The sequence below is a fragment of the Acinetobacter sp. MF4642 genome, assembly GCF_002018925.1.
Lineage (GTDB): Bacteria > Pseudomonadota > Gammaproteobacteria > Pseudomonadales > Moraxellaceae > Acinetobacter > Acinetobacter johnsonii.
The window spans coordinates 75,534-98,015 of the sequence record NZ_MVON01000003.1; the positions used below are offsets into that span (position 1 = coordinate 75,534).

The window sequence follows — 22,482 nt, forward strand, 5'->3', positions numbered from 1 at the left end:
AACTACTGTAGCAACTGGACCTTTCCATGACATCAAAAACTGTTTTGCCACCACTCACCCAAATTCCTGCCTCATTGCAAACGATTGCAGACTATGAAATTGAGGCAGAAAAGCATCTGCCTGAGATGGTCTGGCACTATTTGCAAGGTGGTGCTATGGATGAGATCAGTGTTCGGAATAACCTCGCTCAGTTCCAAAACCTGCACTTGATACCACGCATGTTAAGAGATCTCACTCAAGGCAATACGAGCTGTGAAATCTTAGGACAAACCTTTCCACATCCTATTTTTGTCGCACCGATTGGTCATCAACAGCAGTTCCATCCTGAAGCAGAAGCAGCAACTGCACTGGCAGCTGAAGTACTCGGTAGCAATATGATTTTGAGTACTTTTACCAACACGGACATGCGAACATTCAAACCTGAGAATCCTTACAAATGGTTCCAACTGTACTGGCAAGGTGACCGTGATAAATCTTTGGCTTTGCTGAAGCTCGCTGAGGCACAAAACTTCACCGCTATTGTCATTACTGTGGACTCTCCACATACAGGCATCCGTGACCGTGAACGTCGTGCTTTCTTTCACCTCCCTGAAAACATGCAGCATCCGCACACTCCTGCCCATATTCCACTGCCTGAACTGCAAGAAGGCGATCATCCCGTGTTTAATGGGCTAATGAAAATTGCTCCGACGTGGGACGACATCGCATGGATGGTTCAACAGACTGATTTACCCATCCTGTTAAAAGGCATCGTCAGCCCACTCGATGCCCAACTGGCCATTCAACATGGCATACAAGGCTTAATTGTGTCTAATCACGGCGGTCGAGTTTTAGATACCTGTATTCCTCCACTCAAAGCCTTGCAACTCATCAAAAAAGCCGTTCCGCATGACTTCCCTCTTTTATATGATGGCGGTGTGCGTCGCGGCTCAGATGTATTTAAGGCGATTGCTTTAGGTGCTTCCGCGGTTTTAGTTGGACGACCATGTATTTATGGTCTTGCCACTGCGGGTGCCTTAGGCGTTGCACATGTGCTTAAAATCTTAAAAGAAGAATTTGAGATCACCATGGCGTTGATGGGCACTGCAACACTTGCAGATATACAGCCCGATATGGTCATAGAGTTCTCATAACCTCTTCAAAAAAGCGAATGAAATGAATCAAATTCTTAAAATGAAGAAAAAGATCAAACACATCTCAAAAATACACGGAAATATTTCCCCTATATATCAAATTAAAGGGAAATATTTTTTCAGATACGACTAAAAGCCATAAAAAAAGAAAAATCTTTTCGACCGAACTGGATTAAACTCTTAAATATAACGTTACAAGGTTACTCACGGTAAATCTAAGTCGTATCAAATATTTACGTTTACAAACACCCTGAAGACTCCCTTGTAAATAGAGACCATAGACACAATCTATATTCAGTAGTAGGTTGCTTTTTATTACCCCCCTTAAATGCAACCCGTACTATGTAAGGAGTTACCTCATGATGTTGGCTGATCCAAGTAAAAAATATCGTCGCATGTATCAACGTGTTGACTTGCCAGACCGTCAATGGCCAAACAACGAAATTACAAAAGCGCCTATTTGGATGAGTACTGACCTGCGTGATGGTAACCAAGCAATTTTTGAACCGATGGACATGGAACAAAAATTTAAAATGTTCCAAATGTTGGTGAAAATTGGATTCAAGAATATTGAAATCGGTTTCCCTTCAGCATCTCAAATTGACTTTGACTTTACCCGTAAATTAATCGAAGAAAATCACATTCCAGATGATGTATATATCGAAGTTTTAGTTCAAGCACGTGATCATTTGATCCAACGTACTTTTGAGTCTTTAGCGGGCGCAAAACGTGCAATCGTACATATTTATAATTCAAATGCTCCAACTTTCCGCCAAAAAGTCTTAAATGTCGATGTTGCAGGTGCGAAGCAATTAGCAGTCAATGCAGCCAGCAAAGTCAAAGAATATGCAGCGCAATATCCTGAAACGGAGTGGGTGTTCCAGTACAGCCCAGAGTGTTTCTCTGCAACCGAATTAGAAGTTGCAAAAGACGTGTGTGATGCAGTTACCGAAATTTGGGAAGCATCACCAAGCAATAAAGTGATTTTAAACCTACCTGCTACGGTTGAAGTTTCGACACCGAATGTTTATGCAGACCAAGTTGAATGGATGCACCGCAACATTGCTCGTCGTGATGGCGTGATTATTTCTGTGCACTGTCACAACGACCGTGGCTGCGGGATTGCTGCCTCAGAATTGGCGATTATGGCCGGTGCAGATCGTGTCGAAGGTTGTGTGTTTGGTAATGGCGAACGTACTGGTAACGTCGACGTCGCTGCGATTGCTTTGAATATGTACTCTCAAGGTGTTGCGCCAAACTTAGATTTTTCAAATATCAATGAAATCATTGCAACGGTAGAAGAATGTACAGGTTTGCCTGTTCACCCTCGCCACCCATATGCAGGTGATTTAGTCTTCACCGCATTTTCTGGTTCGCATCAAGATGCCATTAAAAAAGGTTTCGAGTTCCAAAAGAACGAAGAAATTTGGGATATGCCATACTTACCCATCGACCCGAAAGACTTGGGCCGCGACTATGATGCTGTGATTCGCGTCAATTCACAGTCAGGTAAAGGCGGTATTGCTTACTTGTTAGAAGCAAATTACAACGTAGTATTGCCACGTCGTATTCAAATTGAATTCTCTCAAACCGTACAAAAACGTACCGATGAGGAAGGCACTGAGATTACCGCACAAGAAATCTGGAAATTGTTCAAAGAAACCTATGTGAACACCAAAGATACGCATTACTCGACTAAAAACTACCGTTTATATGACAACAACGGCAAACAAGTGGTTGAGCTTGAAGTTGAAGTGAATGGTGAAACGCAGCAATTACGTGGCGAAGGCAATGGTCCAATCTCTGCAATGTTGGATGCTTTACAGTTACCAATTGATGTCTTGAGCTATGAAGAGCGTGGTATTAGCTCTGGGGCAAATGCAAAAGCCTTGGCTTTGGTTGAGTTACAAGTCAAAGGAACGGGGAAATCAGCCTTCGGTGCGGGTATTCACGACAACATTGTGACCTCATCGATTGAAGCGATTATTGCGTGTACCAACCGCTTAATTGATCAAGGTGTGTTAAGCACAGATCAAGTGATTGCTGCTGCGGTATAAGTATTAGCAATAATAATTAGCACTAAAATGACTTTAGAAGGATACCCTCAAGTGGTATCCTTTTGTTTATTAACCCCAAAGATTTAAGGCGAATTATTCCTGTGTCTTTTCCTGCTGACTCCGTGGGTATCGTTAGTCCACAAAAGTTTACTTTTGAAGAGCCCTTAGAGCTCGAATGCGGTCGTATTCTCCCTCGTTATGAACTGATGGTTGAAACCTATGGTGAGCTCAATGCAGATAAATCCAATGCGATTTTAATTTGCCATGCGCTATCGGGTCATCATCATGCTGCGGGTTACCATCATGCTGACGATAAAAAACCGGGTTGGTGGGATGCTTGTATTGGCCCAGGCAAAGCGATTGATACTTCAAAGTTTTTCGTGGTTGCACTGAACAATATTGGGGGCTGTAGCGGTTCAACAGGGCCAACTTCGCCAAACCCTGAAAATGATAACCGCCCTTATGGCCCTGACTTTCCTTTAGTCACCGTCCGAGACTGGGTTAAAACCCAAGCCATTTTATCCGATCATCTGGGCATTCAAGTCTGGAGTGCGGTAATTGGTGGTTCGCTTGGCGGTATGCAAGCCTTGCAATGGTCGGTTGATTATCCTGATCGCTTGCAAAAATGCGTGATTATTGCCAGTGCACCGAAACTGTCTGCTCAGAATATTGCCTTTAACGAAGTCGCACGTCAGTCAATTCTGTCTGATCCAGACTTCCATGATGGCCGCTATCTTGAAAATGACAGCTATCCAAAACGTGGCCTAATTTTGGCACGTATGGTCGGTCATATTACCTACTTATCTGAAGAAGCCATGAAGCAGAAATTTGGTCGTGACCTAAAGTCAGGCAAATTTATGTATGGTTTCGATGTCGAGTTCCAAGTCGAAAGCTATTTGCGTTATCAAGGTGAGCAATTTAGCCGTAACTTTGATGCCAACACTTATCTGATTATGACCAAAGCTTTGGATTATTTTGATCCTGCGCGTGAGTATGAGCAGTCTTTAGTTAAAGCCATGTCACAGACCAAATGTCAGTTCCTTGTGGTGTCCTTTACCACCGACTGGCGTTTTACCCCGCAACGTTCACAAGAAATTGTGGATGCACTGATCACCAACCACAAACCGGTGAGCTATTTAGATATCGATGCTGAACAAGGCCATGACTCATTCCTGTTCCCGATTCCTTTGTATGTAAAAGCATTACGTGCATTTTTGGGTGGTTCTGAACACCTTCAAGCAACTCAGGAGGCTATGTAATGCGTATTGATCATCAGCTGGCAGAAAAATGGATCAAACCTGATTCCAGCGTACTCGATTTAGGTTGTGGTGACGGTGAATTACTGGCCCATATGAGCAAAAAGCACAATATTCGTGCATATGGACTGGAAATTGATCAAGAAAAGATTGCAATTGCGGTCGGTCGCGGGTTAAATATTATCCAACAAGACTTAAACTTGGGTTTAAGCCGCTTTGCAGACCAGTCTTTTGACTATGTCGTTATGGCACAAGCCTTGCAAGCGGTAGATGCACCAGATGTTTTATTAAGTGATATGGTGCGCGTAGGGAAACAGGCGATCATTACTTTTCCTAACTTTGCCCATTGGAAGACCCGTTCTTTCTTGGCTCTTAAAGGAATGATGCCCGTTTCTGAAGCTTTGCCGTACATGTGGTATAACACGCCCAATATCCACTTATGTACTTTCCGTGATTTTGAAGCACTTTGTGCGGAAAATAACATCAGAATTATTAATCGACTCGCTGTAAATGGGGATCAACAAGATAGTTTACTCAGTAAACGTCTCCCGAATTTGTTTGGTGAAGTCGCAATTTATCGAGTGAGCGCTCTATGAAAAAACTATTCTTAAGCACGACACTACTGGTTGGACTTTTGAGCATTCAGGCTCATGCAGATTATGTTTCCCCAACCACGTCTGTTGCGAGTCAAGCTGCACAATATTCTGTTATGGATATCAATAGCTTAATTAAAGCAGCAAAAGCGGGTCAGCCTGCTGCGCAGTTCTATCTTGCAACCAAGTATCAACAAGGTAAAGACATCTCTGCAGATGAACGACAGGCCTTTGCTTGGTACAAAGCAGCTGCAGATCAAGGTCTTTCAGCGGCTCAGCTAAATGTTGGTCGTATGCTTGCAGATGGCCTAGGTACTAAAAAAGATGAATCTTTAGCACGTCAATACTTTGAAAAAGCAGCCAGCCGTGGTGATAACCGCGCAAGCTTTAACTTAGCCATGATGGAAGAGCAAAAGAAAAACTACATGGGTGCTTACCAGTGGTATGAGCTTTCAACCCGTGATGGCATGCTCGATAATAAAGTGATTACGCTTTCTGAAGGCAAGAAAACAGCCTTGGCGGCAAACTTAACACAAGATCAAATTCGCCAAGCACGTGACCGTGCAGATAAATGGATTCAAGCCCAATAAGCTGAATGTTAAAGATAGAAGAGCCGACTTGTGATAGTCGGTTTTTTATTACCATAATTCAAATCTATATCATGTAAAAGCCATATAGCTGATTTTGAAGCTACGTTAATAAATATAAAGAAGATAAAATGAATGTTGAGCATTAATACATTTAAGCTATCAATTTACATAAGTACTTTACTTATAATAAGCAGTCTGATTATATTTCAGATGTTAAAACCATTCTTTTTTGACCATTCTCAAATGTTAAATTTCACGATTCAAATTACTTCTTATAAAAATGGCTATACACCAAACGATTTCATGAAAGAGTTAGAAAAAATAAATTCAGCAGCTTATGGGACGTATGAGTCTGATTACTTTTTCCCGTTTATCACAACCCATCTACAACGTGAAACAATCTTGATGCTACCAACACTCAGAAAGAATACAGACACAGAAATCAGTGATATACCAATAAAGTCAAATAATAAATTTCATTTTCAGCTCCCTCTCTATTCCCAAGAGCATTTTTATCCCATCTCTTATATTAGCTTCAATCTCCCTTCAATTTTTGGAGGTGTAACTTTTGATTGCAAAAGTAAGCTGCCACAACAAACATCTTTGATCGAGACAGAAAACTATACAGCCCAAATCATTTTTAATCGAAAAAAATGCTCTATTCAATCATATTCATAATTCAGCTATATAATTTTTAAAATGGGTTAAAATACAGAAAATTTAGATCGGTTTAACTCATGTCTACTCAATCATGGCTCACTCAAGGCACATTAGTGCTTGCAAGCAATAACAAAGGCAAAATTGCGGAATTTGAAAAATTATTTGCAGAACTCAACTTACCTGTTGAAGTGATTGCTCAAGGTAAATTGAATATTGAAGATGCCATTGAAGATGGTCTGAGCTTTGTCGAAAATGCGATTATTAAAGCACGCCATGCTTCTAAAATTTCAGGAAAACCAGCCATTGCAGATGACTCTGGGGTTTGTGTCCCAGTTTTAGATGGTGCACCGGGGATTTACTCTGCGCGTTATGCAGGTGAACACGGCGATGATGCTGCCAATAACCAAAAGCTATTAGCTGAACTCAAGCCACTGCGTAAAGACGGTCAAGCGATCGAAGGCATGTTTGTATGCGTTTTAGTGTTAGTGCAACATGCTGATGATCCTCTTCCACAAATTTTCCAAGGCATTTGGAAAGGTGAAGTACTGGAGGCTGCACGTGGTGAAAATGGTTTTGGTTATGACCCGCTGTTCTGGTTACCCGAGTTAGGGCTTTCAAGTGCAGAAATGAGCAAAGAAGAAAAAAATAAAATCAGCCATCGTGGTCAGGCGATGCAACTGTTTAAAGCCAGTTTAGAACAATAAAAACTAAGCTGTGTAATGTTGCCCCTTCTCCCCTTGGGGAGGAAGGTGGCGAAAAATTTTCTATATTCTCTTCTATCGCCCTTGCGCAGCAGTACTATGCATTTCTAGCTAAAGTGAGTGCTTAGATCACAGCAAATACATGCAGCAATAAACCATAAATACTCACCACAACACAGCTGATGATCGTACCTGAAGCAATGTATTTTGCCGACATGCCTGTACCCTGATAATGCGTTTCCAAAGCCACAATATTGGCTGCTGGCGGTAAACAGAACAATAAGAACATGACCCCAATATATTGTTCAATATTAGGAATAGCGAGATAACGATAACTCAGCCCACACAGCACCACGCCACATGCTAATTTTAACAAAGCCGTCTGACTACTTTGCCACAGGTCCGCTTTCTCAACTTTGGTGTGCCTCAACCACATGCCCAATACACACATGCCAGAGAAGCTCATACCAAATTTGGCTGCACTATAAACCACATCAATCAGATCATGCTGTGACCAATATTGCACCCCAACGGAACGAAAAATAAGGGCCAGAATCAAAGCAATCATGGGGGGAGCACAGAGCACTTTTTTTAAAATAAATGAAAAAGCTAACGGTGTTTGGCTAACGGCCGTTACTGCCCAGAGATTGCCAAAAATAGAGCCACCGATATATAAGGCCACCATTGCTGGACTAATTTTTGTGCCAAACAACGCAATCGCAAAAGGAAAGCCTAGCCATGCCATATTGACATAACTAAAACATAGGGCGCTTAATTTATTCTTTGAAAAATAGAGGAAAAAGTAAAATAAGAGCACTGCCACGACAAAACTGAATAACATCAGACTAAAGCTACCAGCCTGATAAAACACCATGTTGTAGACAATAACAATCGGAATAAAACAACGCGCTAAAAGATTTGAAAAACCTGTTTTCAACCGTGTTGCCAAAGGGGTGGATGCAAGAAATAAACCACTAAGAAAGGCCAACAGAGGGAGCAGCAACGTCACTTCAATATCCTTGAAATTTCACCGAATCATCATAACACTGCTTTTTCTCAAAATCTGTGCGAAGCGATCGTTTTGTCTTGAAATTGAAACATCATCGTCACCGCAATGTCACACAAGCCTGTTGATATAGGGAAAACGAAAAATGATGAGGATCTACCCATGGCGGGACTATCAATTTGGCATGTACTAATTTTTGCAATTGTGGTTATTCTTCTTTTTGGTACAGCCAAACTTAAGAACTTAGGCAAAGATGTCGGCGGTGCGGTGAAAGACTTTAAAAAGTCGATCCGTGATGAGGATGCTGAAGCAGCTCAACTCAATGAGCCACGTACCTTAGAACATCAAAATAGCAACACAACCAACTCAACCGTCAAACATTAAGTCATTGGAGTTTTGCAATGCTCAATATCGGCATGACAGAGCTTTTGGTGTTTGGCATTATCGCACTATTGGTTCTTGGACCAGAGAAATTACCTGAAGCAGCGCGCTTTGCGGGCAAGTGGTATGGCAAAGTCAAACGCATGGTCAGTAATGTGCAAAATGACATTGACCGTGAGCTACGGATGTCTGAATTACGTGAACAAATGCAAAATGAAATGAAGCGAATTCAGGAGCTTGAACAAAAGATGCAAGCTCAGATGCAACACATACAACAACAAAATATTTTGGCAAATGAAAAATACCAAGAAACTGCCACACTCGATAATAAAAATATCTCCCATACTTATCAGTATGTAGATCAAAAAGCACCTGTATTACGTACACTTCAGCCTATGAAACAAAAGTCATCTGTAGATTCGGCACCTTATTTAGGCTGTGTTCAAAATAGCTTTGAACCGATGCGGGAGGCTGTATGAAATCTAACAACTTAAGCCCTGTAGTGACTCAAGATTCAGAGCAACTGCGGCTTGAAGAAATGCCGATTACTAAGCACTTGATCATCTTAAGAGGTCATTTATTTAAAATCGTCGGTTTAATTCTCATTTTGTTTTTTTGTTTATTGCCTTTTGCCAATCATAGCTACCAAATGCTATCTGAACCCTTACGAGCACAGCTTCCAATTAGCTCATCCATGATTGCAACGGATGTTACCGCCACCTTTATGGCGCCATTTAAACTGAACTTTTTTGTGGCTCTCATGCTGGCCATGCCTTTTATCATTTATCAGCTTTGGGCTTTTGTAAAACCTGCGCTATACGAAAAAGAAAAATCGCTCGCAACACCTCTTTTGATTGGTAGTATTGCTTTGTTTTATGCAGGTGTGGCTTTTGCTTATTTCATTGCGCTGCCATCCATTTTGCACTTTTTTATCAGTGTTTCCCCTGACACTGTGGCCCCAATGACAGACATCAACAGCTATCTCAGCTTCTGTCTAAAACTATTTTTGGTTTTTGGCTTAACATTTGAAATTCCTATTGTTACCTTGATACTCATCTTGATTGGGGTGGTGAGCACACAACAATTGGTTGAAAAACGAAAATTCATTATTGTCGGCTGTTTTTTTGTTGCCATGTTTGTGACCCCACCTGATGCTCTTTCGATGATTATGCTCGCGATACCGATGTGGCTTTTATTTGAGATTGGACTCTTTTTTGGAAAACTGATTGAAAAAAAGCGAGCGGCTGAAGCTTAAGCTCCCCAATTGAAAAAAATGAGCAGGCAAAATTGCCTGCTTTTTTTATGGCTAAATGTGCTACCGATCATTTCATGTTTTTGACATATAAACTTCACCACGCTGTCATATTGACGCTTTACCTTGTTTGTAACTTTCTAAAAACGACCAAGCAAAGACGCTAGGAAAACTTATGACTGAGCAAATGCCTTTTAACGACGATTATGATAGTAATAATTCGGGGAATGCTGAATTTTCAGAACTGTTTAATAAAAAAATTACACGTCGTGATTTAATCACCAAAACTGCGGGAGGCGCTGCTGCGCTCACATTAGCAGCGTCTTTGACGGGCTGTGGTGATGACGACAATAATGACTCGACACCAACAACACCTGAACCAAGTAAAGAATCAAGCTTAGAATTCAAAGCAGTAAATAAAAACACCTTAAATGAGTTTACAGTGCCTGAAGGCTATGAAGCACGTGTTCTTTATGCACTAGGCGACCCTATCACTTCAGGACTTGAAGAATGGGATGACAGCAAGATTCCAACAGGGGCTTCATTTACTTTACGCTCAGGTGAGTGCCATGACGGCATGACTTTCTTTGGTATGCAAAATAGTACATTTAATGCAACCACATCAGATACTGGTTTGTTGGTGATGAACCACGAATATATCGACAACCCAAATATCCTCCACCCAGCGGGTCATACTCACGGTCTAGGCGAAGACAACATTCAGCTTACAACTGGCTTAATTCCACGCGTTGAAGATGAAGCACTCCGTGAAATTAACTGCCACGGTGTTTCAGTCATTTCAGTGAATAAAAACCCAACGACGCAATCGGTGAACGTAGATAAGTCATCTAATCTCAACCGCCGAATTACAGCTGCAACACCTATGGATATTCGTGGTCCTGTCAAAGGCAATGTTTTGCTACAAAACCGTTTAAGCCCGGAAGGCACCTTTAGCTTTGGTACCATCAATAACTGCGGCAATGGCTACACGCCTTGGGGTACCTATCTTGCAACTGAAGAAAACTTTAACCAGTATTTTTCACGTGATGACGCAAAGCAAGATGCCAATAAAAAAGTAGCACTCGCTCGTTATAAGATCCCCGCAAATAGTAGCTATAAATGGCACACAGCAATTGCTTCAGAAGCTTCGCTTTCAACTGACATTACAAAGCATGGCAAAGTGAACTTAGCAAATGCTCAAGACCTGTATGAACGTTGGTTAGTAAAAGCAACGGATGGAACAGCTCAACAAGACTTCCGCCATTCGGACAACACTTTTGGCTGGATTGTAGAAATTGATCCGTTCAATGGTACTGAACGCCCTGTAAAACGTACGGCTCTCGGTCGCTTTGCGCATGAAGACTGCCGTGCAAGCCGTGCTATTAAAGGCCAACCGCTAGCGTTCTATATGGGTGATGATTCACAAGGTGAATACATCTATAAATTTGTATCAGATACCAACTGGGATCCTGCGGATATAAACAAAGGCTACACTGCCGGTGACAAATATATGGATCACGGCAAACTTTATGTGGCTAAGTTCCATTTTGATGAAGCAACGCAGAAAGCAACAGGTGAGTGGATTGAGTTAAATATCTCCAATCCAATCATTTCAGGCTATAGCAAATATAAATTTTCAGATCAGGCTGATGTCTTGGTGAATACGCGTCTTGCAGCAGATGCTGTCGGTGCAACCAAAATGGATCGTCCAGAATGGGTTGCTGTAAACCCTCACAATGGCGAAGTCTATGTGACGTTAACCAATAACTCATCGCGTACTGCTGAAACAACAGATGCAGCAAACCCGCGTAGCTATATCGATCAAAAAGCGGGTAAAGACCAAAAAGGCAACGTCAACGGGCATATTATCCGCTTCCGTGAAGACGCTGACCAAGTAACCGCAAGCAAATTTGTGTGGGACATTTTCTTATTTGGCGCTCAAGCTTTAAATGATGCAGGTCAAGCAAACCCAGAAAACCTATCAAAACTAAATGCAAACAATGACTTCTCTAGTCCTGACGGTATGTGGTTTGACCCACGTGGCGTACTATGGATTCAAACCGACGATGGTGCCTATACAGACCAAACCAACTGTATGATGCTTGCTGCCCTCCCTGGTTCGATTGGAGATGGTAAAACTGAAACCTCAACTGTAGGCAAAAAGACCCCGATGGGTCTCAGCTTAGACGATAAGAAATTACGTCGCTTCCTTACAGGCCCAAGTGGCTGTGAAATTACAGGGGTTACAATGACACCTGACTACAAAGCAATTTTTGTCAATGTGCAACACCCGGGTGGTGTCTGGCCATCCAATCATAGTAATACTGTAAGTGGCGGTAAAGGCACGCGCCCACGTTCAGGAACTGTAGTGATTACACGTAAAGATGGTGGTGAAATTGCAGGCGAAGGTCTAATTCAAGCCAAATAATATTCGTTCACCCATAAAAAATGCCGACCTTATGTCGGCATTTTTTATGGTTTAAAGAATACCGTCTGTTCCGTGATTTTTCCTTTACACTCACCCTGCTGCTGCTTTTCAAGCCAAGACCATTGTTCATGGGTCATGCGTAAGAAGTTAGAACAGCGTGTCCCATAAATAGGGTTTTGAATAAAGGTCGAAGACAGTAATTCTTCCATATCCTGACTGATTCCAGTTTGTGGCAACAGGTCTGAAATAATCTTGCGTTCATCCTCCAAAATATCCCAAGCCGTTGTCTCTAACTCGCTTTTTAAGATGTTAGATTGTTGCAACATCGGTAGGAACTCTTGGGTAAAGCGCTTGCGTAAATGTTTGGTTTTTTCCCAATGTTCCGTCATCAAACCATTTGACACCACATACACGCTTTTCGGAAGAACCTGTGGTGCTTCACCGCGATTGCTCATATAGACCGCCTGATGCCGATCCCCCATAAAAAGATTAAAGCCCGCATAGTCACATTGTTTTTTCTCTAAGTCTTGCGCAAAACGAATCGGGGTTTGTTCAGACTCTAAAAAGGATTGAATTAAATGTCCACGAGACGTTGGATAGTTGGTTTGATCAGTGCCATCGCGAAAGTTGGTTAAAACTGCCCAACGTCCTGTTGGCGTTATACCCATCCATGTGCCGCCAGACTGCAAATCTTGCCCTGCAATAATCGGGCTATTTTCCCACTGCTTTAAATGGCTTGAAGGGCGCTGATAGAACTCATCTCGATTTGAAATCAAACACAATGGCATCTCATCCAAGACCTGCCATGCTATTGCCACAATACACATAAACGATACTCATCATCTTTACACATTGAATGTACAACATTTTTCATCTCTTTCAGCTAAAATCTGTTCAAAACATAATGACTAGGAATATGCATGCTGACCTATCCAAATATTGACCCCGTCGCAATAGCACTTGGCCCTTTACAAGTTCATTGGTACGGCCTGATGTATTTATTGGCCTTTTTGTTTGCTTGGGGACTTGCAAGCTACCGCGCGAAAGAACGTGGTTGGACACCAGATATGATCTCCGATTTGATCTTTTATGGCGCTCTAGGTGTGGTTATTGGTGGTCGTGTCGGTTACGTCTTCTTTTATGGCTTTGAGCAATTCCTTGCCAACCCTATTTGGCTATTCCAAGTCTGGACAGGCGGAATGAGCTTCCACGGTGGCTTCTTGGGTGTAATGCTTGCCATGCTGTTCTGGTGCAAGAAATACAAAATGACTTGGTTCCAAACCCTCGACTTTATTGCGCCATGTGTACCTACAGGGCTCATGTTTGGTCGTATTGGCAACTTCATTGGTGGAGAGCTTTATGGTCGCCCTGTTGCAGACCCAAACTTTGCACTGGGTATGATTTTCCCAACGGATCCGCTACAGCTAATTCGCCATCCGTCTCAGCTCTATCAGGCCTTTTTTGAAGGGTTATTGTTATTCATCGTACTGTGGTGGTTCAGTTCAAAGCCACGGCCTCGTATGGCGGTTTCAGCATTATTCTTGATCGGTTATGGTATGGCCCGCTTCATCGTAGAATTCTTCCGTGAGCCTGACAATGGGCAACTATTCATCGCATGGATGAGTAAAGGTCAATTCCTCAGTCTGCCAATGATTTTGGTTGGTACGTGGATGATGTGGTATGCCTATCAAAAGAAAATCTATGATTGGGGTCCACAAAAGAATAATGGCTAATCCGATGAGCGGATAAAATATTGGGGGCTTCATTGCCCCCTTTTTTAGGACCAAATTATGCTAAAGTGACATATGTTTGGTTTTTAAATTCATCACTCCCATGCTCGAATTTTGGTTTAATCCCTCAATTTCTATTCTAAAAAAATTACTTATTTTTATCGCAATTGCTGTTGTAACAGGTGTGTTGTATTGGATGGAACCCCTGAGCCTCAATGCCATTTTAATGTTCTTGGGTACTGGGATTGTTTTTCTGATTTGTCGTTACTGCAAAATTCACTTTGCGGCCAAAAATCCTACAGGTTTTTTATATCGTCTACTGACTTGGATTCCTATTGCCCTACTCTTAGCGCTGATTTTTATGAATATTAAAGATGGTGAGCTGCTGATTCCAGGTGCACAAGGGATTGGTTTTATGGCGCTGGGGATTTGCCTATTTTCCCCCCTATCTCTTTTGCATAACAATACTCAGTCTGAGTCCAAATAAACCATGTTGAACTTTTGGTATTCTGAACGCTGTAGCCGTCAAATTAAACTCATCGTTTGTATTGCCACTTGCGTGATGATTTTTATGGCAGCACAAGTTCAACAGCTTGGCACGATCTTTATTGGTTTGAGTCTAATGATTGGCATTGCAACGCATCTGCTACGTGGTGTGCAATTGAAGATTGATCAGGACAATCCGTATCGGGAAGGCTTTTCGCGTTTGGTTATTTTTGTACCCCTAATTGCCCTGATTTGTTTGCTCGGCTATTTACCCGCTCAAGATAAAATTGCGCTTGCGCTCCAGTGTATCGGCTTTAGTGGAATTGGTTTATTTTTAGTATCGATTCACGCACAGCGTGAAAAAAGAGTTTAATCAGGATGCGGAGTTGCTCTACATCCCGTCAACATCTGCTTAATCCATTCGATAATAGCTGTAGTTCACATTTTGGTTACGGTAAACCGCATAACCACTTTGTTTAAAATCAGAAACCCAGCCATTGCCTGAATAAGCGGCAATATGTCCATAACGGTTTTTTGCAGTACGGTCGATAATATAAATATCACCTTTTTTAGGCTGATCAAAAGATAAATTAATTTTACGATAACCAATGCTGGTTAGGGTATTCCCCCAATCTGCCGCAGCCACAGGATGACTCTTGAAGCTTGCACCCGCAGACTCTAAGCCAATGCGAATACTTTTAGCACATTTTTGAGTGCTGGTTTGACGGGTAATATTTCTTAAAAATCCTGTAAATTTTTCAATATCCACACGCTGATGGTTGCTAATAGCCCTTTCTCTTGCTTGCTTCGAGCTTAAAATATCCGCAGCGGTAACATTTCGCTCTGACTGAGAACGTATTATGATATTGGTTTGCGCAGGCGCATAGATGTCATTCATATTTACGTTTTGATCATAAGGCATACTAAAACCAACTCTCCTCCCAATCATTAGGGGTGTGCAACATTTCGAGTTCGAAATACTAACCGCTCAGCATTGAACTTTCATGTCGTAAATGTAATATTTTTTTTCAAAATGCAACACAACCTTTCTAAAGTTTTCTTTTCTCTGTACTTTTTGAAACCTAAATTAACTAAAAAATTTAATCTTCATCTAAGCTCTCATTAACCTCAAGTCCAAATTTTTCACCATTGGCTAATGAAGTCCTTAGATATGGAATGGATTGCCCATCTAAACGGCTGCTTATTCAGATCCAATACAACTAAATTATTTCAGTTTAAATCCTGCACAAAACCACTTTAATCTGGTTTTCTGTAATAGCTTTCACATAACTTTTATATGATTAATCATCTCGCCTGACTTACTAATCTCGGGTGCGCAATAAGGCACAATTCAGTATAATCATCCGCAGATTTTATAATTTAGAGTGGAAAGTACAGGCACATCTATTAAGAGGTCTGTTCCCCCCAAAGTGTTTATTTGAGAGTTTTATGAAAACGTATTTAGACCTGCTACAACACATCCTCGATCACGGCAGTGATAAAGGCGACCGTACTGGTACAGGTACGCGCTCGGTATTTGGTCATCAAATGCGCTTTGATCTTTCTCAAGGCTTCCCTTTACTAACCACTAAAAAAGTACACTTTCGTTCAATCGTGATTGAACTGTTGTGGTTCTTAAAAGGCGATACCAATGTGCAATATTTACAAGACAACAAAGTCAGCATTTGGGACGAATGGTCAACTGCAGAACAAACTGCGCGTTTTGGTCGTCCAGAAGGTGAACTAGGGCCGGTGTATGGCCATCAATGGCGTAACTTCGGTGCAACTAAAAAAGCCGATGGTTTGTATGAAAAAGATGGTTTTGACCAAATTGCATGGTTAGTCAATGAAATTAAAACCAATCCAAACTCACGCCGTCTGATTGTATCGGGTTGGAATCCACAAGAAGCTGGGCAAGTTGCTCTTCCTCCGTGCCACACTCTATTCCAGTTCTTTGTCCATAACGGCAAACTGTCTTGTCAGCTCTATCAGCGCAGTGCCGATGTATTTTTAGGTGTGCCTTTTAATATTGCCAGTTATGCGCTACTCACCCATATGATCGCACAAGTCTGCGGTTTAGGTGTGGGTGACTTTGTCTGGACGGGTGGCGATACGCATTTATATGCCAACCATTTTGAACAAGCGAAGCTTCAGTTAAGCCGTGAACCTTTAGGACTGTGCCAGCTGAAACTCAATCCTGCGGTTAAAGATATTTTCGACTTTAAATTTGAAGATATCGAAATCGTGGGTTATGAATCGCATCCAGGGATTAAAGCACCTGTTGCTGTTTAAAATAGATCAAGTCCAATTCAATCTCGCCTTGAATCAGCGGGATTGAGGTTTACCCATAGATATTCTTCCTCTCCTTGAGGAAGAGTGAGAAATATGACCCAACATTTGAGCGCGTTATGACCTTTCAAAACTTAGAAGTTGTACATGTAGTCGCAATGGATCAGCAGCGCTGTATTGGTAAAGGCAATGACCTACCTTGGCATATTTCAGCCGATCTGAAACACTTCAAAGCCATCACCCAAGGTGGTGTGGTCATTATGGGCCGTAAAACACTGGAATCGATGGGCCGTACTTTACCCAAGCGTGTCAATTGGGTTATTACTCGCGACACCTCTTGGACTTTTGAAGGCACAAAGGTGGCTTACAGCATCGAAGAAGCTTTAGCACAAGCTATTGCTGATGTCCAAGCTTCAGAAAAACCCGACAGTATTTTTATCATTGGTGGCGGTGAAATTTTTAAACAGACCATCGACATTGCGGACCGTTTAGAACTCACGCATGTTGAACTCGATGTGCAAGGTGATGCGCATTACCCTGCCATTCCAGCAGCATTCAAAAAAGTCGCGTCAGAACAACATATTGATGACAAAACTGGAATTGCTTTTGAGTTCGCAACCTATCAAAAATAAAGCATATTCTTTTTGCTAAAAGCACGATGCACAACATGATCAAAATAGAATTTTGGCGGACACTGGGCTTTGGATTACTCCACACCCTGTTTAGTATTTTTGTCTTGTTGAGTTCAATTTGGCTGTGTTTTGCATTGTGGATTCAAGAGCCTTTGGGCTGGTTGGTCAGCCGTCTTTTTATTGGAATCTGGATTGCTTTTGCGCTCAGCATTTTGGGCATCTATATCACCCAAAGCTTTTTTGGTCGTCGCCTCGATATCATCCTTTATCTCCTTGGCTTTTTACTGGCTTTGTCTTGGTATTTTAGTTTAGATGCTCGCCAAGACCGCGACTGGCAACCTGAAGTAGCAAAAATCTTGCATTATGAAAAACAAGGCGACCATATCACCCTTCATAATGTCCGCAATTTCACATGGCACCCTGACGGCTCCTATACTGAACATTGGGATACCCGCTCTTTCGATCTAAATCAAATCACTGGGGTCAATATCATTACCTCATACTGGATGGGGCCGCAAATTGCACATACTTTGGTCAGTTTTGATTTTGCCAATACCGCACCGCTGACCTTTTCCATTGAAATTCGCAAAGAGAAAAATGAAGAATTTTCAGCGATTGGTGGTTTTTTTAGAAAATATGAGTTGAGTTTAGTCGCCTCAGAAGAACATGATATTGTCTATACCCGCAGCAATATTCGTCAGGAACAAGTCTATTTCTTTCCTGTTCGCCTCGGACAGGCTGAAAGTAAAGCACTGTTTGTAGAGTATTTACATAAAGCAGACGAGCTCGCCAAACATCCTAAGTGGTATAACACCCTCACCAGTAATTGCACCACCTTGGTGTTTGATATGGTTCAAGCCGTTTCACATGACGCTTTACCGACTGACTACCGTATTTTAGCTTCAGGTTATTTACCGAACTATCTGTATGACTTAGGCGCGATTAGCCCACAGTGGGATATGAAAACGTGGTATCAAAAAGCCTATATCAACCCACGTGTAAGCAAAGAAACAGAGTTAACCAGTCGTGAGTATTCACAGCTCATTCGTCAGGGTTTACCCGTTGACCAAACACGCTAAGGTCTGCAACGAAAAGCTGCAAGTTAAAACTGGCAATCAACGACAAAATTTGCTTTGATAGTTCAGACGATACATCAAAATAAGAGTCTGATCCCATGTTAAAAAAACTGATTGCAAGCAGTCTTTTAGCGAGTAGCTTAATCATGACTGGCTGCCAAACGACACCACCGCCATCCGACACCATTGAAATGGCCAACATTCAACAGCTTCAGCAACGGACTTGGATTTTGACGCAAATCGGCAATACCGAAATTAAAACAGCACCCAATGAACGTAATATTCCAAGCCTTCAGTTTTCAGCTGATAACCGCATCAGTGGTGCAGATGGCTGTAACCGCATTATGGGCAGCTATACCGTAGGACGCGATACGCTCACCTTGAGCCAGCTCGCAACCACCCGAATGGCCTGTATCAATAACAGTACTGTTCCGCAACAGTTCCAAGAAGCGGTGGCAAAAGTGACACATTACCAAGTGTTTGGTAAAACTCTGAAACTACTCGATCGACATGGCAACTTGCTGCTACAGTTTGGCTCTGCCATTCAACCACGTTAAATTATTTCTATAAAAAGCCTGTAATCACAGGCTTTTTTAATCTGTAGCAGACAACATTGTACTGCACCAATCAGCCCTTATATAAACAGATATAAACACAATTAGGATTTTAAAATGCAACAAGCACTCTTTGGTGGTGGATGTTTTTGGTGTGTAGAAGCGGTTTATTTAGAGCTTCAGGGCATACATAAAGTTACCAGTGGTTATGCAGGTGGAAATACCGACAACCCAACGTATGAAGACATTTGTCGTGGCGATACCAACCACGCCGAAGTTATTTTAATTGATTTTGATGAAACTCAAATCAGCTATGCTCAGCTGCTCGATGTGTTTTTTGCCACTCATGATCCTACGACACTCAACCGTCAAGGCAATGATGTCGGCACCCAGTATCGTTCAGTCATTTATTATTTTAATGATGCGCAGCGTGTTGATGCAGAGCAAGCGATTAACGACTTAAAGGCAGAAGGTCTCGATATTGTGACTGAACTCAGTCCTGTACCGACGTTCTATTCAGCTGAAGACTATCACCAGAACTTTTACGCTCGTAACCCTTCTCAAGGCTATTGCAACTTTGCCATTCCGCCAAAACTGATGAAGCTGCGCTCTAAGTTTCAGGCTTTATTGAAAGACAGCAAATAACTCAATAATTCACAATAAAAAAGCGACTTCAAGAGTCGCTTTTTTTTAACATCAACTTAGTTATCGCTTACGAAAGCAATATCCGCCAGTCCAGCTTCACTCGCACGAGACATGACTTGTGCGACCATATCGTAACGAGATTCTTTATCTGCACGAAGTTGAACCGTTGGCTTGGTTTCCAACTCACCCGCTTCATTAAAACGCGTTTGTAGTTCTTCCAAGCTAATCACTTGATTATCCCAAGCCACTTCGCCATTTGCATTAATGCTTACCGTAATGGCTTTAGGTGGAGGATCTACAATATCAGCCGTCGTTTTTGGTAAAGTTAATGGAATTGATGGGTTGGCAACGGTCGCTGTCACCAAGAAGATGATCATCAAAACCAGCATAATATCGATCAGCGGAATGAGATTCATCTCATTCATGCCAGCATCGTTATCGTCACCCAATTGAAAAGCCATTAAGCTTGACCTCCAACTAAACCTTGTTGAGTCGTTTTACTTTCTACTGCCACAGGTGCTGAGTCTTGTTGCAACATAGTATCAATGAGCAAGCCGTGTGCTTGGTCTTGAAGCTCATGTGCCAAAGTACGGTTTACACGCGCACAGATGTTATACGCTAACACCGCAGGAATCGCGACGGCCAAACCTAAACCCGTCATGATCAATGCTTCACCTACAGGGGTTGCAACTTGCGCTAAGCCCGCTTGACCACTTTTGCCAACCGCAACAAGGGCATGGAAAATCCCCCATACTGTACCGAACAAACCAACGAACGGTGCAAGCGATGCAATCGTACCTAGAACTGAAACACCTTTTTCCGCATTCGCTTTTTCAGCAGAAATTTGACGAAGAAGTGCTTGTTCTGCAACGGCTTTACGTTGTTCAAAGTTCAATACAGCAAACTTTGATTTTAACTTAGCTAAAGCTTGTGAAAGTTGAGCATAAGCTTGTTGTTTCAATTGACGTGTACCCATGATACGTAAAACAAAGATGGTCCACGTTGCAATCGACATTGCCAACAAGATGAAATACAGTGTTTTACTGACTGCATCAGCATGTTGCCAATAAACTGAAAAGTTCATACTCGAACTCCTGATAAAGTTAGCGTTTTGTATTCAATTCTAAATCAAATGGTTGCTCAGCCCGAATTGGATAAGCCACACCATTTTCTTTATAAGGTTTAAATTTAGCGCCTTTGACAGCTCTTAAAATCTTTTCATCTAAAGCAGGCACACCACTTGAGCGCGTAATACGGGCATTCACAATCGACCCTTTTTCATTCGCCTCAATCAACACCACTACTCGACGGTTTTCACCTTGTAAATCTTGATTACTATAAACTGGTTTTGGAGAGCGGCTCCATTGCACACCTGAACCACCAATCGACACCGACCGCGGTGAAGTATCGGCAGGCTCAGCTTGAGTAACAGGTTTCGCTTGCTCTGGTTGCACGACAGGTTTTTCGACTTTTTTCTCTGTAATCGTCGTAGTGACTGTCGGTTTTACTGGGGTTTCGGTTGGTTTAACAGCCGGTTTAACCACTTCTGCTTTTTTAACTTGTTGAACCTTTTCTACCTTTTTCGGTGGGGTCGGTTGTGGTTTTTCCACAATCTTCACTTCCTTCGGCTTAGTCGGTTCCTTTTTCGGTTCTTCCTTCGGCTTAGGCGGTAGCGGTTTTGGTGGTTCTTGAATTTTAACGAAGCGAACCTTCAATGGTTCTTTTTCAATCGGTTTGAGTTCAGGAGCTTTCATGTGGTTCACTGCCCACAATACGCCCATATGGCCCACGACAACCGCGATCAAAGCAGCAAGAACTTTCTTTTTCATCGGGTTGGGAGTCTGCATAGGAGAAATAACTGTTGAACTCATTAAAATCGGTGACCTAATTTAAGCGGAGTGGCCACTGGGTTGGTTTCCACTATAACGCTTATCGGTTAGTACAATAAAGTAGCGCAATGATAAATGAGAAGTGTTTTCATTTGCAACTATTAATTTGTCACTTTTTATGGTTTTTTCTAATCGTACTCAAACAAAAAAGGCATACTTAATGTATGCCTTTTTAAATCTTGCTTGCAACCCATTTTTTATTGGAAAACGACTGTTTTGTTACCATCAACAATAATACGGTCTTCTAAGTGCCACTTCACTGCACGTGCCAAGACGTTACGTTCAACATCCTGACCCAATTCACGTAATTGATCAACCGTAAAGTCATGGTTCACGCGCTCTACATCTTGCTCAATGATCGGACCTTGATCCAGATCCGCAGTGACATAGTGCGCGGTTGCGCCAATAAGTTTTACACCTTTTTCATGCGCTTGCTTGTATGGGTTTGCACCAACAAAAGCCGGTAGGAATGAATGGTGAATGTTGATCACTTTCATTTCCCACTTTTCGACAAATGCTTCATCTAGAATTTGCATATAACGCGCAAGTACCAATAAATCATTGCCCTGCATTAATTCATCAATTTCAGCATAAGCTTCGCGTTTGTTGTCCTTCGTTACAGGGACAACTTCAAACGGAATGCCAAAGTTCTCAACCGCTTCACGTAAAGTTTCATGATTAGAAATCACTTTGGTAATTTCGCACGGCAAACCACCACGCGCATGACGCCATAACAGCTCAAGTAAGGCGTGGTCTACTTTAGACACCAAAATTCCGACTTTTTTCACGTCGCTGACCAGCGCCAAACGCCATTGCATTTCATAACGCTCTGCTACATTTGCAGCAAAAGTTTGAGTGATGCTTTCTTTACGAGACTGTAAATTGTCTAGTTCAAACTCAACACGCATAAAGTAACGTCCGCCCTGAGCTTCAGTCGCGTATTGATCAAGCGCAGTAATATTCGCGCCTTGATGATACAAAAAGCTCGATACAGCTTGCACGATCCCTGGCTTATCTTCACAAGTAATCAGTAAACGTGCCGTGTTAGCAGTTGTCATATTCATGTCAGTTTAAATCAGTAAAATGAAAATCAAGCCGAGTATTCTAGCGCTTTTTACTCAGCT

The 22,482-nt window shown here is 42.0% G+C and carries 26 protein-coding genes; 19 read left to right on the forward strand and 7 right to left on the reverse strand.

The genetic code is table 11. The features are described 5' to 3' along the window. Positions 1-26: 26 nt before the first annotated feature. From MF4642_RS02540 to rdgB, 7 genes are all read left to right on the forward strand, one after another. Positions 27-1,133 carry an alpha-hydroxy acid oxidase gene (locus MF4642_RS02540; protein WP_078425205.1) on the forward strand — a complete coding sequence of 369 codons (1,107 nt, stop codon included), beginning with the start codon at positions 27-29 and terminating at the stop codon, positions 1,131-1,133. Positions 1,134-1,492: 359 nt separating this feature from the next. After that, on the forward strand, positions 1,493-3,190 hold the full coding sequence (gene leuA / locus MF4642_RS02545) for a 2-isopropylmalate synthase (protein WP_078425206.1): 1,698 nt from the start codon (positions 1,493-1,495) through the stop codon (positions 3,188-3,190). Positions 3,191-3,291: 101 nt separating this feature from the next. Beyond that, positions 3,292-4,449: a homoserine O-succinyltransferase MetX gene (gene metX / locus MF4642_RS02550; protein ID WP_078425207.1), complete on the forward strand. Its 1,158-nt coding sequence runs from the start codon at positions 3,292-3,294 to the stop codon at positions 4,447-4,449. After that, positions 4,449-5,042: a methionine biosynthesis protein MetW gene (metW, locus tag MF4642_RS02555; RefSeq protein ID WP_078425208.1), complete on the forward strand. Its 594-nt coding sequence runs from the start codon at positions 4,449-4,451 to the stop codon at positions 5,040-5,042. The genes metX and metW overlap by 1 nt, the downstream gene beginning before the upstream one ends. Further along, positions 5,039-5,629 (forward strand): tetratricopeptide repeat protein, encoded by a 591-nt coding sequence (locus MF4642_RS02560; protein ID WP_004692440.1) that lies wholly within the window; start codon positions 5,039-5,041, stop codon positions 5,627-5,629. The genes metW and MF4642_RS02560 overlap by 4 nt, the downstream gene beginning before the upstream one ends. Before the next feature lie 132 nt (positions 5,630-5,761). Further along, positions 5,762-6,307, forward strand: a complete 546-nt coding sequence (locus MF4642_RS02565) for a hypothetical protein (RefSeq protein WP_078425209.1) — start codon at positions 5,762-5,764, stop codon at positions 6,305-6,307. A gap of 59 nt (positions 6,308-6,366) precedes the next feature. Next, positions 6,367-6,993, forward strand: coding sequence for an RdgB/HAM1 family non-canonical purine NTP pyrophosphatase (gene rdgB / locus MF4642_RS02570; RefSeq protein ID WP_078425210.1), 627 nt, complete (start codon positions 6,367-6,369; stop codon positions 6,991-6,993). A gap of 121 nt (positions 6,994-7,114) precedes the next feature. Here rdgB and MF4642_RS02575 read toward each other — a convergent pair whose 3' ends face one another. Beyond that, a complete protein-coding gene (locus MF4642_RS02575) occupies positions 7,115-7,999 on the reverse strand; it encodes a permease (protein WP_078425211.1) in 885 nt (294 codons plus the stop codon). 159 nt (positions 8,000-8,158) lie between these two features. Here MF4642_RS02575 and tatA point away from each other — a divergent pair, with 159 nt between their 5' ends. From tatA to MF4642_RS02595, 4 genes are all read left to right on the forward strand, one after another. Beyond that, entirely contained in the window at positions 8,159-8,380 is a 222-nt protein-coding gene (gene tatA, locus MF4642_RS02580; RefSeq protein WP_078425212.1) for a Sec-independent protein translocase subunit TatA, read from the forward strand. Between the two features lie 17 nt (positions 8,381-8,397). Further along, positions 8,398-8,856, forward strand: coding sequence for a Sec-independent protein translocase protein TatB (tatB, locus tag MF4642_RS02585; RefSeq protein ID WP_078425213.1), 459 nt, complete (start codon positions 8,398-8,400; stop codon positions 8,854-8,856). Beyond that, a complete protein-coding gene (gene tatC / locus MF4642_RS02590) occupies positions 8,853-9,632 on the forward strand; it encodes a twin-arginine translocase subunit TatC (RefSeq protein ID WP_078425214.1) in 780 nt (259 codons plus the stop codon). The genes tatB and tatC overlap by 4 nt, the downstream gene beginning before the upstream one ends. 172 nt (positions 9,633-9,804) lie before the next feature. Further along, positions 9,805-12,057 carry a PhoX family protein gene (locus MF4642_RS02595; protein WP_078425215.1) on the forward strand — a complete coding sequence of 751 codons (2,253 nt, stop codon included), beginning with the start codon at positions 9,805-9,807 and terminating at the stop codon, positions 12,055-12,057. A 44-nt stretch (positions 12,058-12,101) separates the two neighbouring features. On the opposite strand, the gene MF4642_RS02600 is transcribed toward MF4642_RS02595, so the two are convergent. Beyond that, complete coding sequence (locus MF4642_RS02600; protein WP_078425216.1) at positions 12,102-12,884, reverse strand: NRDE family protein; 783 nt, start codon at positions 12,882-12,884, stop codon at positions 12,102-12,104. Positions 12,885-12,977: 93 nt separating this feature from the next. Here MF4642_RS02600 and lgt point away from each other — a divergent pair, with 93 nt between their 5' ends. From lgt to MF4642_RS02615, 3 genes are all read left to right on the forward strand, one after another. Then, positions 12,978-13,790: a prolipoprotein diacylglyceryl transferase gene (lgt, locus tag MF4642_RS02605; protein WP_004692458.1), complete on the forward strand. Its 813-nt coding sequence runs from the start codon at positions 12,978-12,980 to the stop codon at positions 13,788-13,790. A 100-nt stretch (positions 13,791-13,890) separates the two neighbouring features. Beyond that, on the forward strand, positions 13,891-14,274 hold the full coding sequence (locus MF4642_RS02610; RefSeq protein WP_078425217.1) for an AzlD domain-containing protein: 384 nt from the start codon (positions 13,891-13,893) through the stop codon (positions 14,272-14,274). Positions 14,275-14,277: 3 nt separating this feature from the next. Continuing rightward, positions 14,278-14,646, forward strand: a complete 369-nt coding sequence (locus tag MF4642_RS02615; protein WP_078425218.1) for a hypothetical protein — start codon at positions 14,278-14,280, stop codon at positions 14,644-14,646. A 39-nt stretch (positions 14,647-14,685) separates the two neighbouring features. Here MF4642_RS02615 and MF4642_RS02620 read toward each other — a convergent pair whose 3' ends face one another. Beyond that, positions 14,686-15,195: a CHAP domain-containing protein gene (locus tag MF4642_RS02620; protein WP_005400835.1), complete on the reverse strand. Its 510-nt coding sequence runs from the start codon at positions 15,193-15,195 to the stop codon at positions 14,686-14,688. Between the two features lie 527 nt (positions 15,196-15,722). On the opposite strand from MF4642_RS02620, the gene thyA reads away from it, so the two are divergent. From thyA to msrA, 5 genes are all read left to right on the forward strand, one after another. Beyond that, positions 15,723-16,565, forward strand: coding sequence for a thymidylate synthase (gene thyA / locus MF4642_RS02625; RefSeq protein WP_078425219.1), 843 nt, complete (start codon positions 15,723-15,725; stop codon positions 16,563-16,565). Between the two features lie 116 nt (positions 16,566-16,681). Beyond that, a complete protein-coding gene (locus tag MF4642_RS02630) occupies positions 16,682-17,194 on the forward strand; it encodes a dihydrofolate reductase (RefSeq protein ID WP_078425220.1) in 513 nt (170 codons plus the stop codon). A 26-nt stretch (positions 17,195-17,220) separates the two neighbouring features. Then, positions 17,221-18,273, forward strand: coding sequence for a DUF4105 domain-containing protein (locus MF4642_RS02635; protein ID WP_078425221.1), 1,053 nt, complete (start codon positions 17,221-17,223; stop codon positions 18,271-18,273). 95 nt (positions 18,274-18,368) lie between these two features. Continuing rightward, on the forward strand, positions 18,369-18,827 hold the full coding sequence (locus MF4642_RS02640; RefSeq protein WP_078425222.1) for an META domain-containing protein: 459 nt from the start codon (positions 18,369-18,371) through the stop codon (positions 18,825-18,827). Positions 18,828-18,941: 114 nt separating this feature from the next. Continuing rightward, positions 18,942-19,469 (forward strand): peptide-methionine (S)-S-oxide reductase MsrA, encoded by a 528-nt coding sequence (msrA, locus tag MF4642_RS02645; RefSeq protein WP_078425223.1) that lies wholly within the window; start codon positions 18,942-18,944, stop codon positions 19,467-19,469. 56 nt (positions 19,470-19,525) lie between these two features. Here msrA and MF4642_RS02650 read toward each other — a convergent pair whose 3' ends face one another. The 4 genes from MF4642_RS02650 to purU all read right to left on the reverse strand — a co-directional run bounded on the left by MF4642_RS02650 (position 19,526) and on the right by purU (position 22,422). Continuing rightward, complete coding sequence (locus MF4642_RS02650; RefSeq protein WP_058868889.1) at positions 19,526-19,930, reverse strand: ExbD/TolR family protein; 405 nt, start codon at positions 19,928-19,930, stop codon at positions 19,526-19,528. Next, entirely contained in the window at positions 19,930-20,553 is a 624-nt protein-coding gene (locus tag MF4642_RS02655) for a MotA/TolQ/ExbB proton channel family protein (protein ID WP_078425224.1), read from the reverse strand. Before MF4642_RS02655 ends, MF4642_RS02650 begins: the two co-directional genes overlap by 1 nt. Positions 20,554-20,572: 19 nt before the next feature. Continuing rightward, positions 20,573-21,340: an energy transducer TonB gene (locus MF4642_RS02660; RefSeq protein ID WP_078425225.1), complete on the reverse strand. Its 768-nt coding sequence runs from the start codon at positions 21,338-21,340 to the stop codon at positions 20,573-20,575. Between the two features lie 215 nt (positions 21,341-21,555). Beyond that, on the reverse strand, positions 21,556-22,422 hold the full coding sequence (purU, locus tag MF4642_RS02665; RefSeq protein ID WP_004692478.1) for a formyltetrahydrofolate deformylase: 867 nt from the start codon (positions 22,420-22,422) through the stop codon (positions 21,556-21,558). Positions 22,423-22,482 lie beyond the last annotated feature (60 nt).

What these genes read in the sequence shown, in the direction of transcription:
- MF4642_RS02640 (WP_078425222.1), top strand. Translation starts at nt 18,369, where the DNA reads ATGTTAAAAAAACTGATTGCAAGCAGTCTTTTAGCGAGTAGCTTAATC.
- MF4642_RS02650 (WP_058868889.1), bottom strand. Translation starts at nt 19,930, where the DNA reads ATGGCTTTTCAATTGGGTGACGATAACGATGCTGGCATGAATGAGATG.
- MF4642_RS02600 (WP_078425216.1), bottom strand. Translation starts at nt 12,884, where the DNA reads ATGTGTATTGTGGCAATAGCATGGCAGGTCTTGGATGAGATGCCATTG.
- MF4642_RS02565 (WP_078425209.1), top strand. Translation starts at nt 5,762, where the DNA reads ATGTTGAGCATTAATACATTTAAGCTATCAATTTACATAAGTACTTTA.
- MF4642_RS02540 (WP_078425205.1), top strand. Translation starts at nt 27, where the DNA reads ATGACATCAAAAACTGTTTTGCCACCACTCACCCAAATTCCTGCCTCA.
- leuA (WP_078425206.1), top strand. Translation starts at nt 1,493, where the DNA reads ATGATGTTGGCTGATCCAAGTAAAAAATATCGTCGCATGTATCAACGT.
- tatB (WP_078425213.1), top strand. Translation starts at nt 8,398, where the DNA reads ATGCTCAATATCGGCATGACAGAGCTTTTGGTGTTTGGCATTATCGCA.
- MF4642_RS02630 (WP_078425220.1), top strand. Translation starts at nt 16,682, where the DNA reads ATGACCTTTCAAAACTTAGAAGTTGTACATGTAGTCGCAATGGATCAG.
- MF4642_RS02595 (WP_078425215.1), top strand. Translation starts at nt 9,805, where the DNA reads ATGACTGAGCAAATGCCTTTTAACGACGATTATGATAGTAATAATTCG.
- tatA (WP_078425212.1), top strand. Translation starts at nt 8,159, where the DNA reads ATGGCGGGACTATCAATTTGGCATGTACTAATTTTTGCAATTGTGGTT.
- MF4642_RS02660 (WP_078425225.1), bottom strand. Translation starts at nt 21,340, where the DNA reads ATGAGTTCAACAGTTATTTCTCCTATGCAGACTCCCAACCCGATGAAA.
- MF4642_RS02620 (WP_005400835.1), bottom strand. Translation starts at nt 15,195, where the DNA reads ATGCCTTATGATCAAAACGTAAATATGAATGACATCTATGCGCCTGCG.
- lgt (WP_004692458.1), top strand. Translation starts at nt 12,978, where the DNA reads ATGCTGACCTATCCAAATATTGACCCCGTCGCAATAGCACTTGGCCCT.
- MF4642_RS02615 (WP_078425218.1), top strand. Translation starts at nt 14,278, where the DNA reads ATGTTGAACTTTTGGTATTCTGAACGCTGTAGCCGTCAAATTAAACTC.
- thyA (WP_078425219.1), top strand. Translation starts at nt 15,723, where the DNA reads ATGAAAACGTATTTAGACCTGCTACAACACATCCTCGATCACGGCAGT.
- MF4642_RS02635 (WP_078425221.1), top strand. Translation starts at nt 17,221, where the DNA reads ATGCACAACATGATCAAAATAGAATTTTGGCGGACACTGGGCTTTGGA.
- MF4642_RS02655 (WP_078425224.1), bottom strand. Translation starts at nt 20,553, where the DNA reads ATGAACTTTTCAGTTTATTGGCAACATGCTGATGCAGTCAGTAAAACA.
- tatC (WP_078425214.1), top strand. Translation starts at nt 8,853, where the DNA reads ATGAAATCTAACAACTTAAGCCCTGTAGTGACTCAAGATTCAGAGCAA.
- MF4642_RS02610 (WP_078425217.1), top strand. Translation starts at nt 13,891, where the DNA reads ATGCTCGAATTTTGGTTTAATCCCTCAATTTCTATTCTAAAAAAATTA.
- msrA (WP_078425223.1), top strand. Translation starts at nt 18,942, where the DNA reads ATGCAACAAGCACTCTTTGGTGGTGGATGTTTTTGGTGTGTAGAAGCG.
- MF4642_RS02560 (WP_004692440.1), top strand. Translation starts at nt 5,039, where the DNA reads ATGAAAAAACTATTCTTAAGCACGACACTACTGGTTGGACTTTTGAGC.
- rdgB (WP_078425210.1), top strand. Translation starts at nt 6,367, where the DNA reads ATGTCTACTCAATCATGGCTCACTCAAGGCACATTAGTGCTTGCAAGC.
- purU (WP_004692478.1), bottom strand. Translation starts at nt 22,422, where the DNA reads ATGAATATGACAACTGCTAACACGGCACGTTTACTGATTACTTGTGAA.
- metW (WP_078425208.1), top strand. Translation starts at nt 4,449, where the DNA reads ATGCGTATTGATCATCAGCTGGCAGAAAAATGGATCAAACCTGATTCC.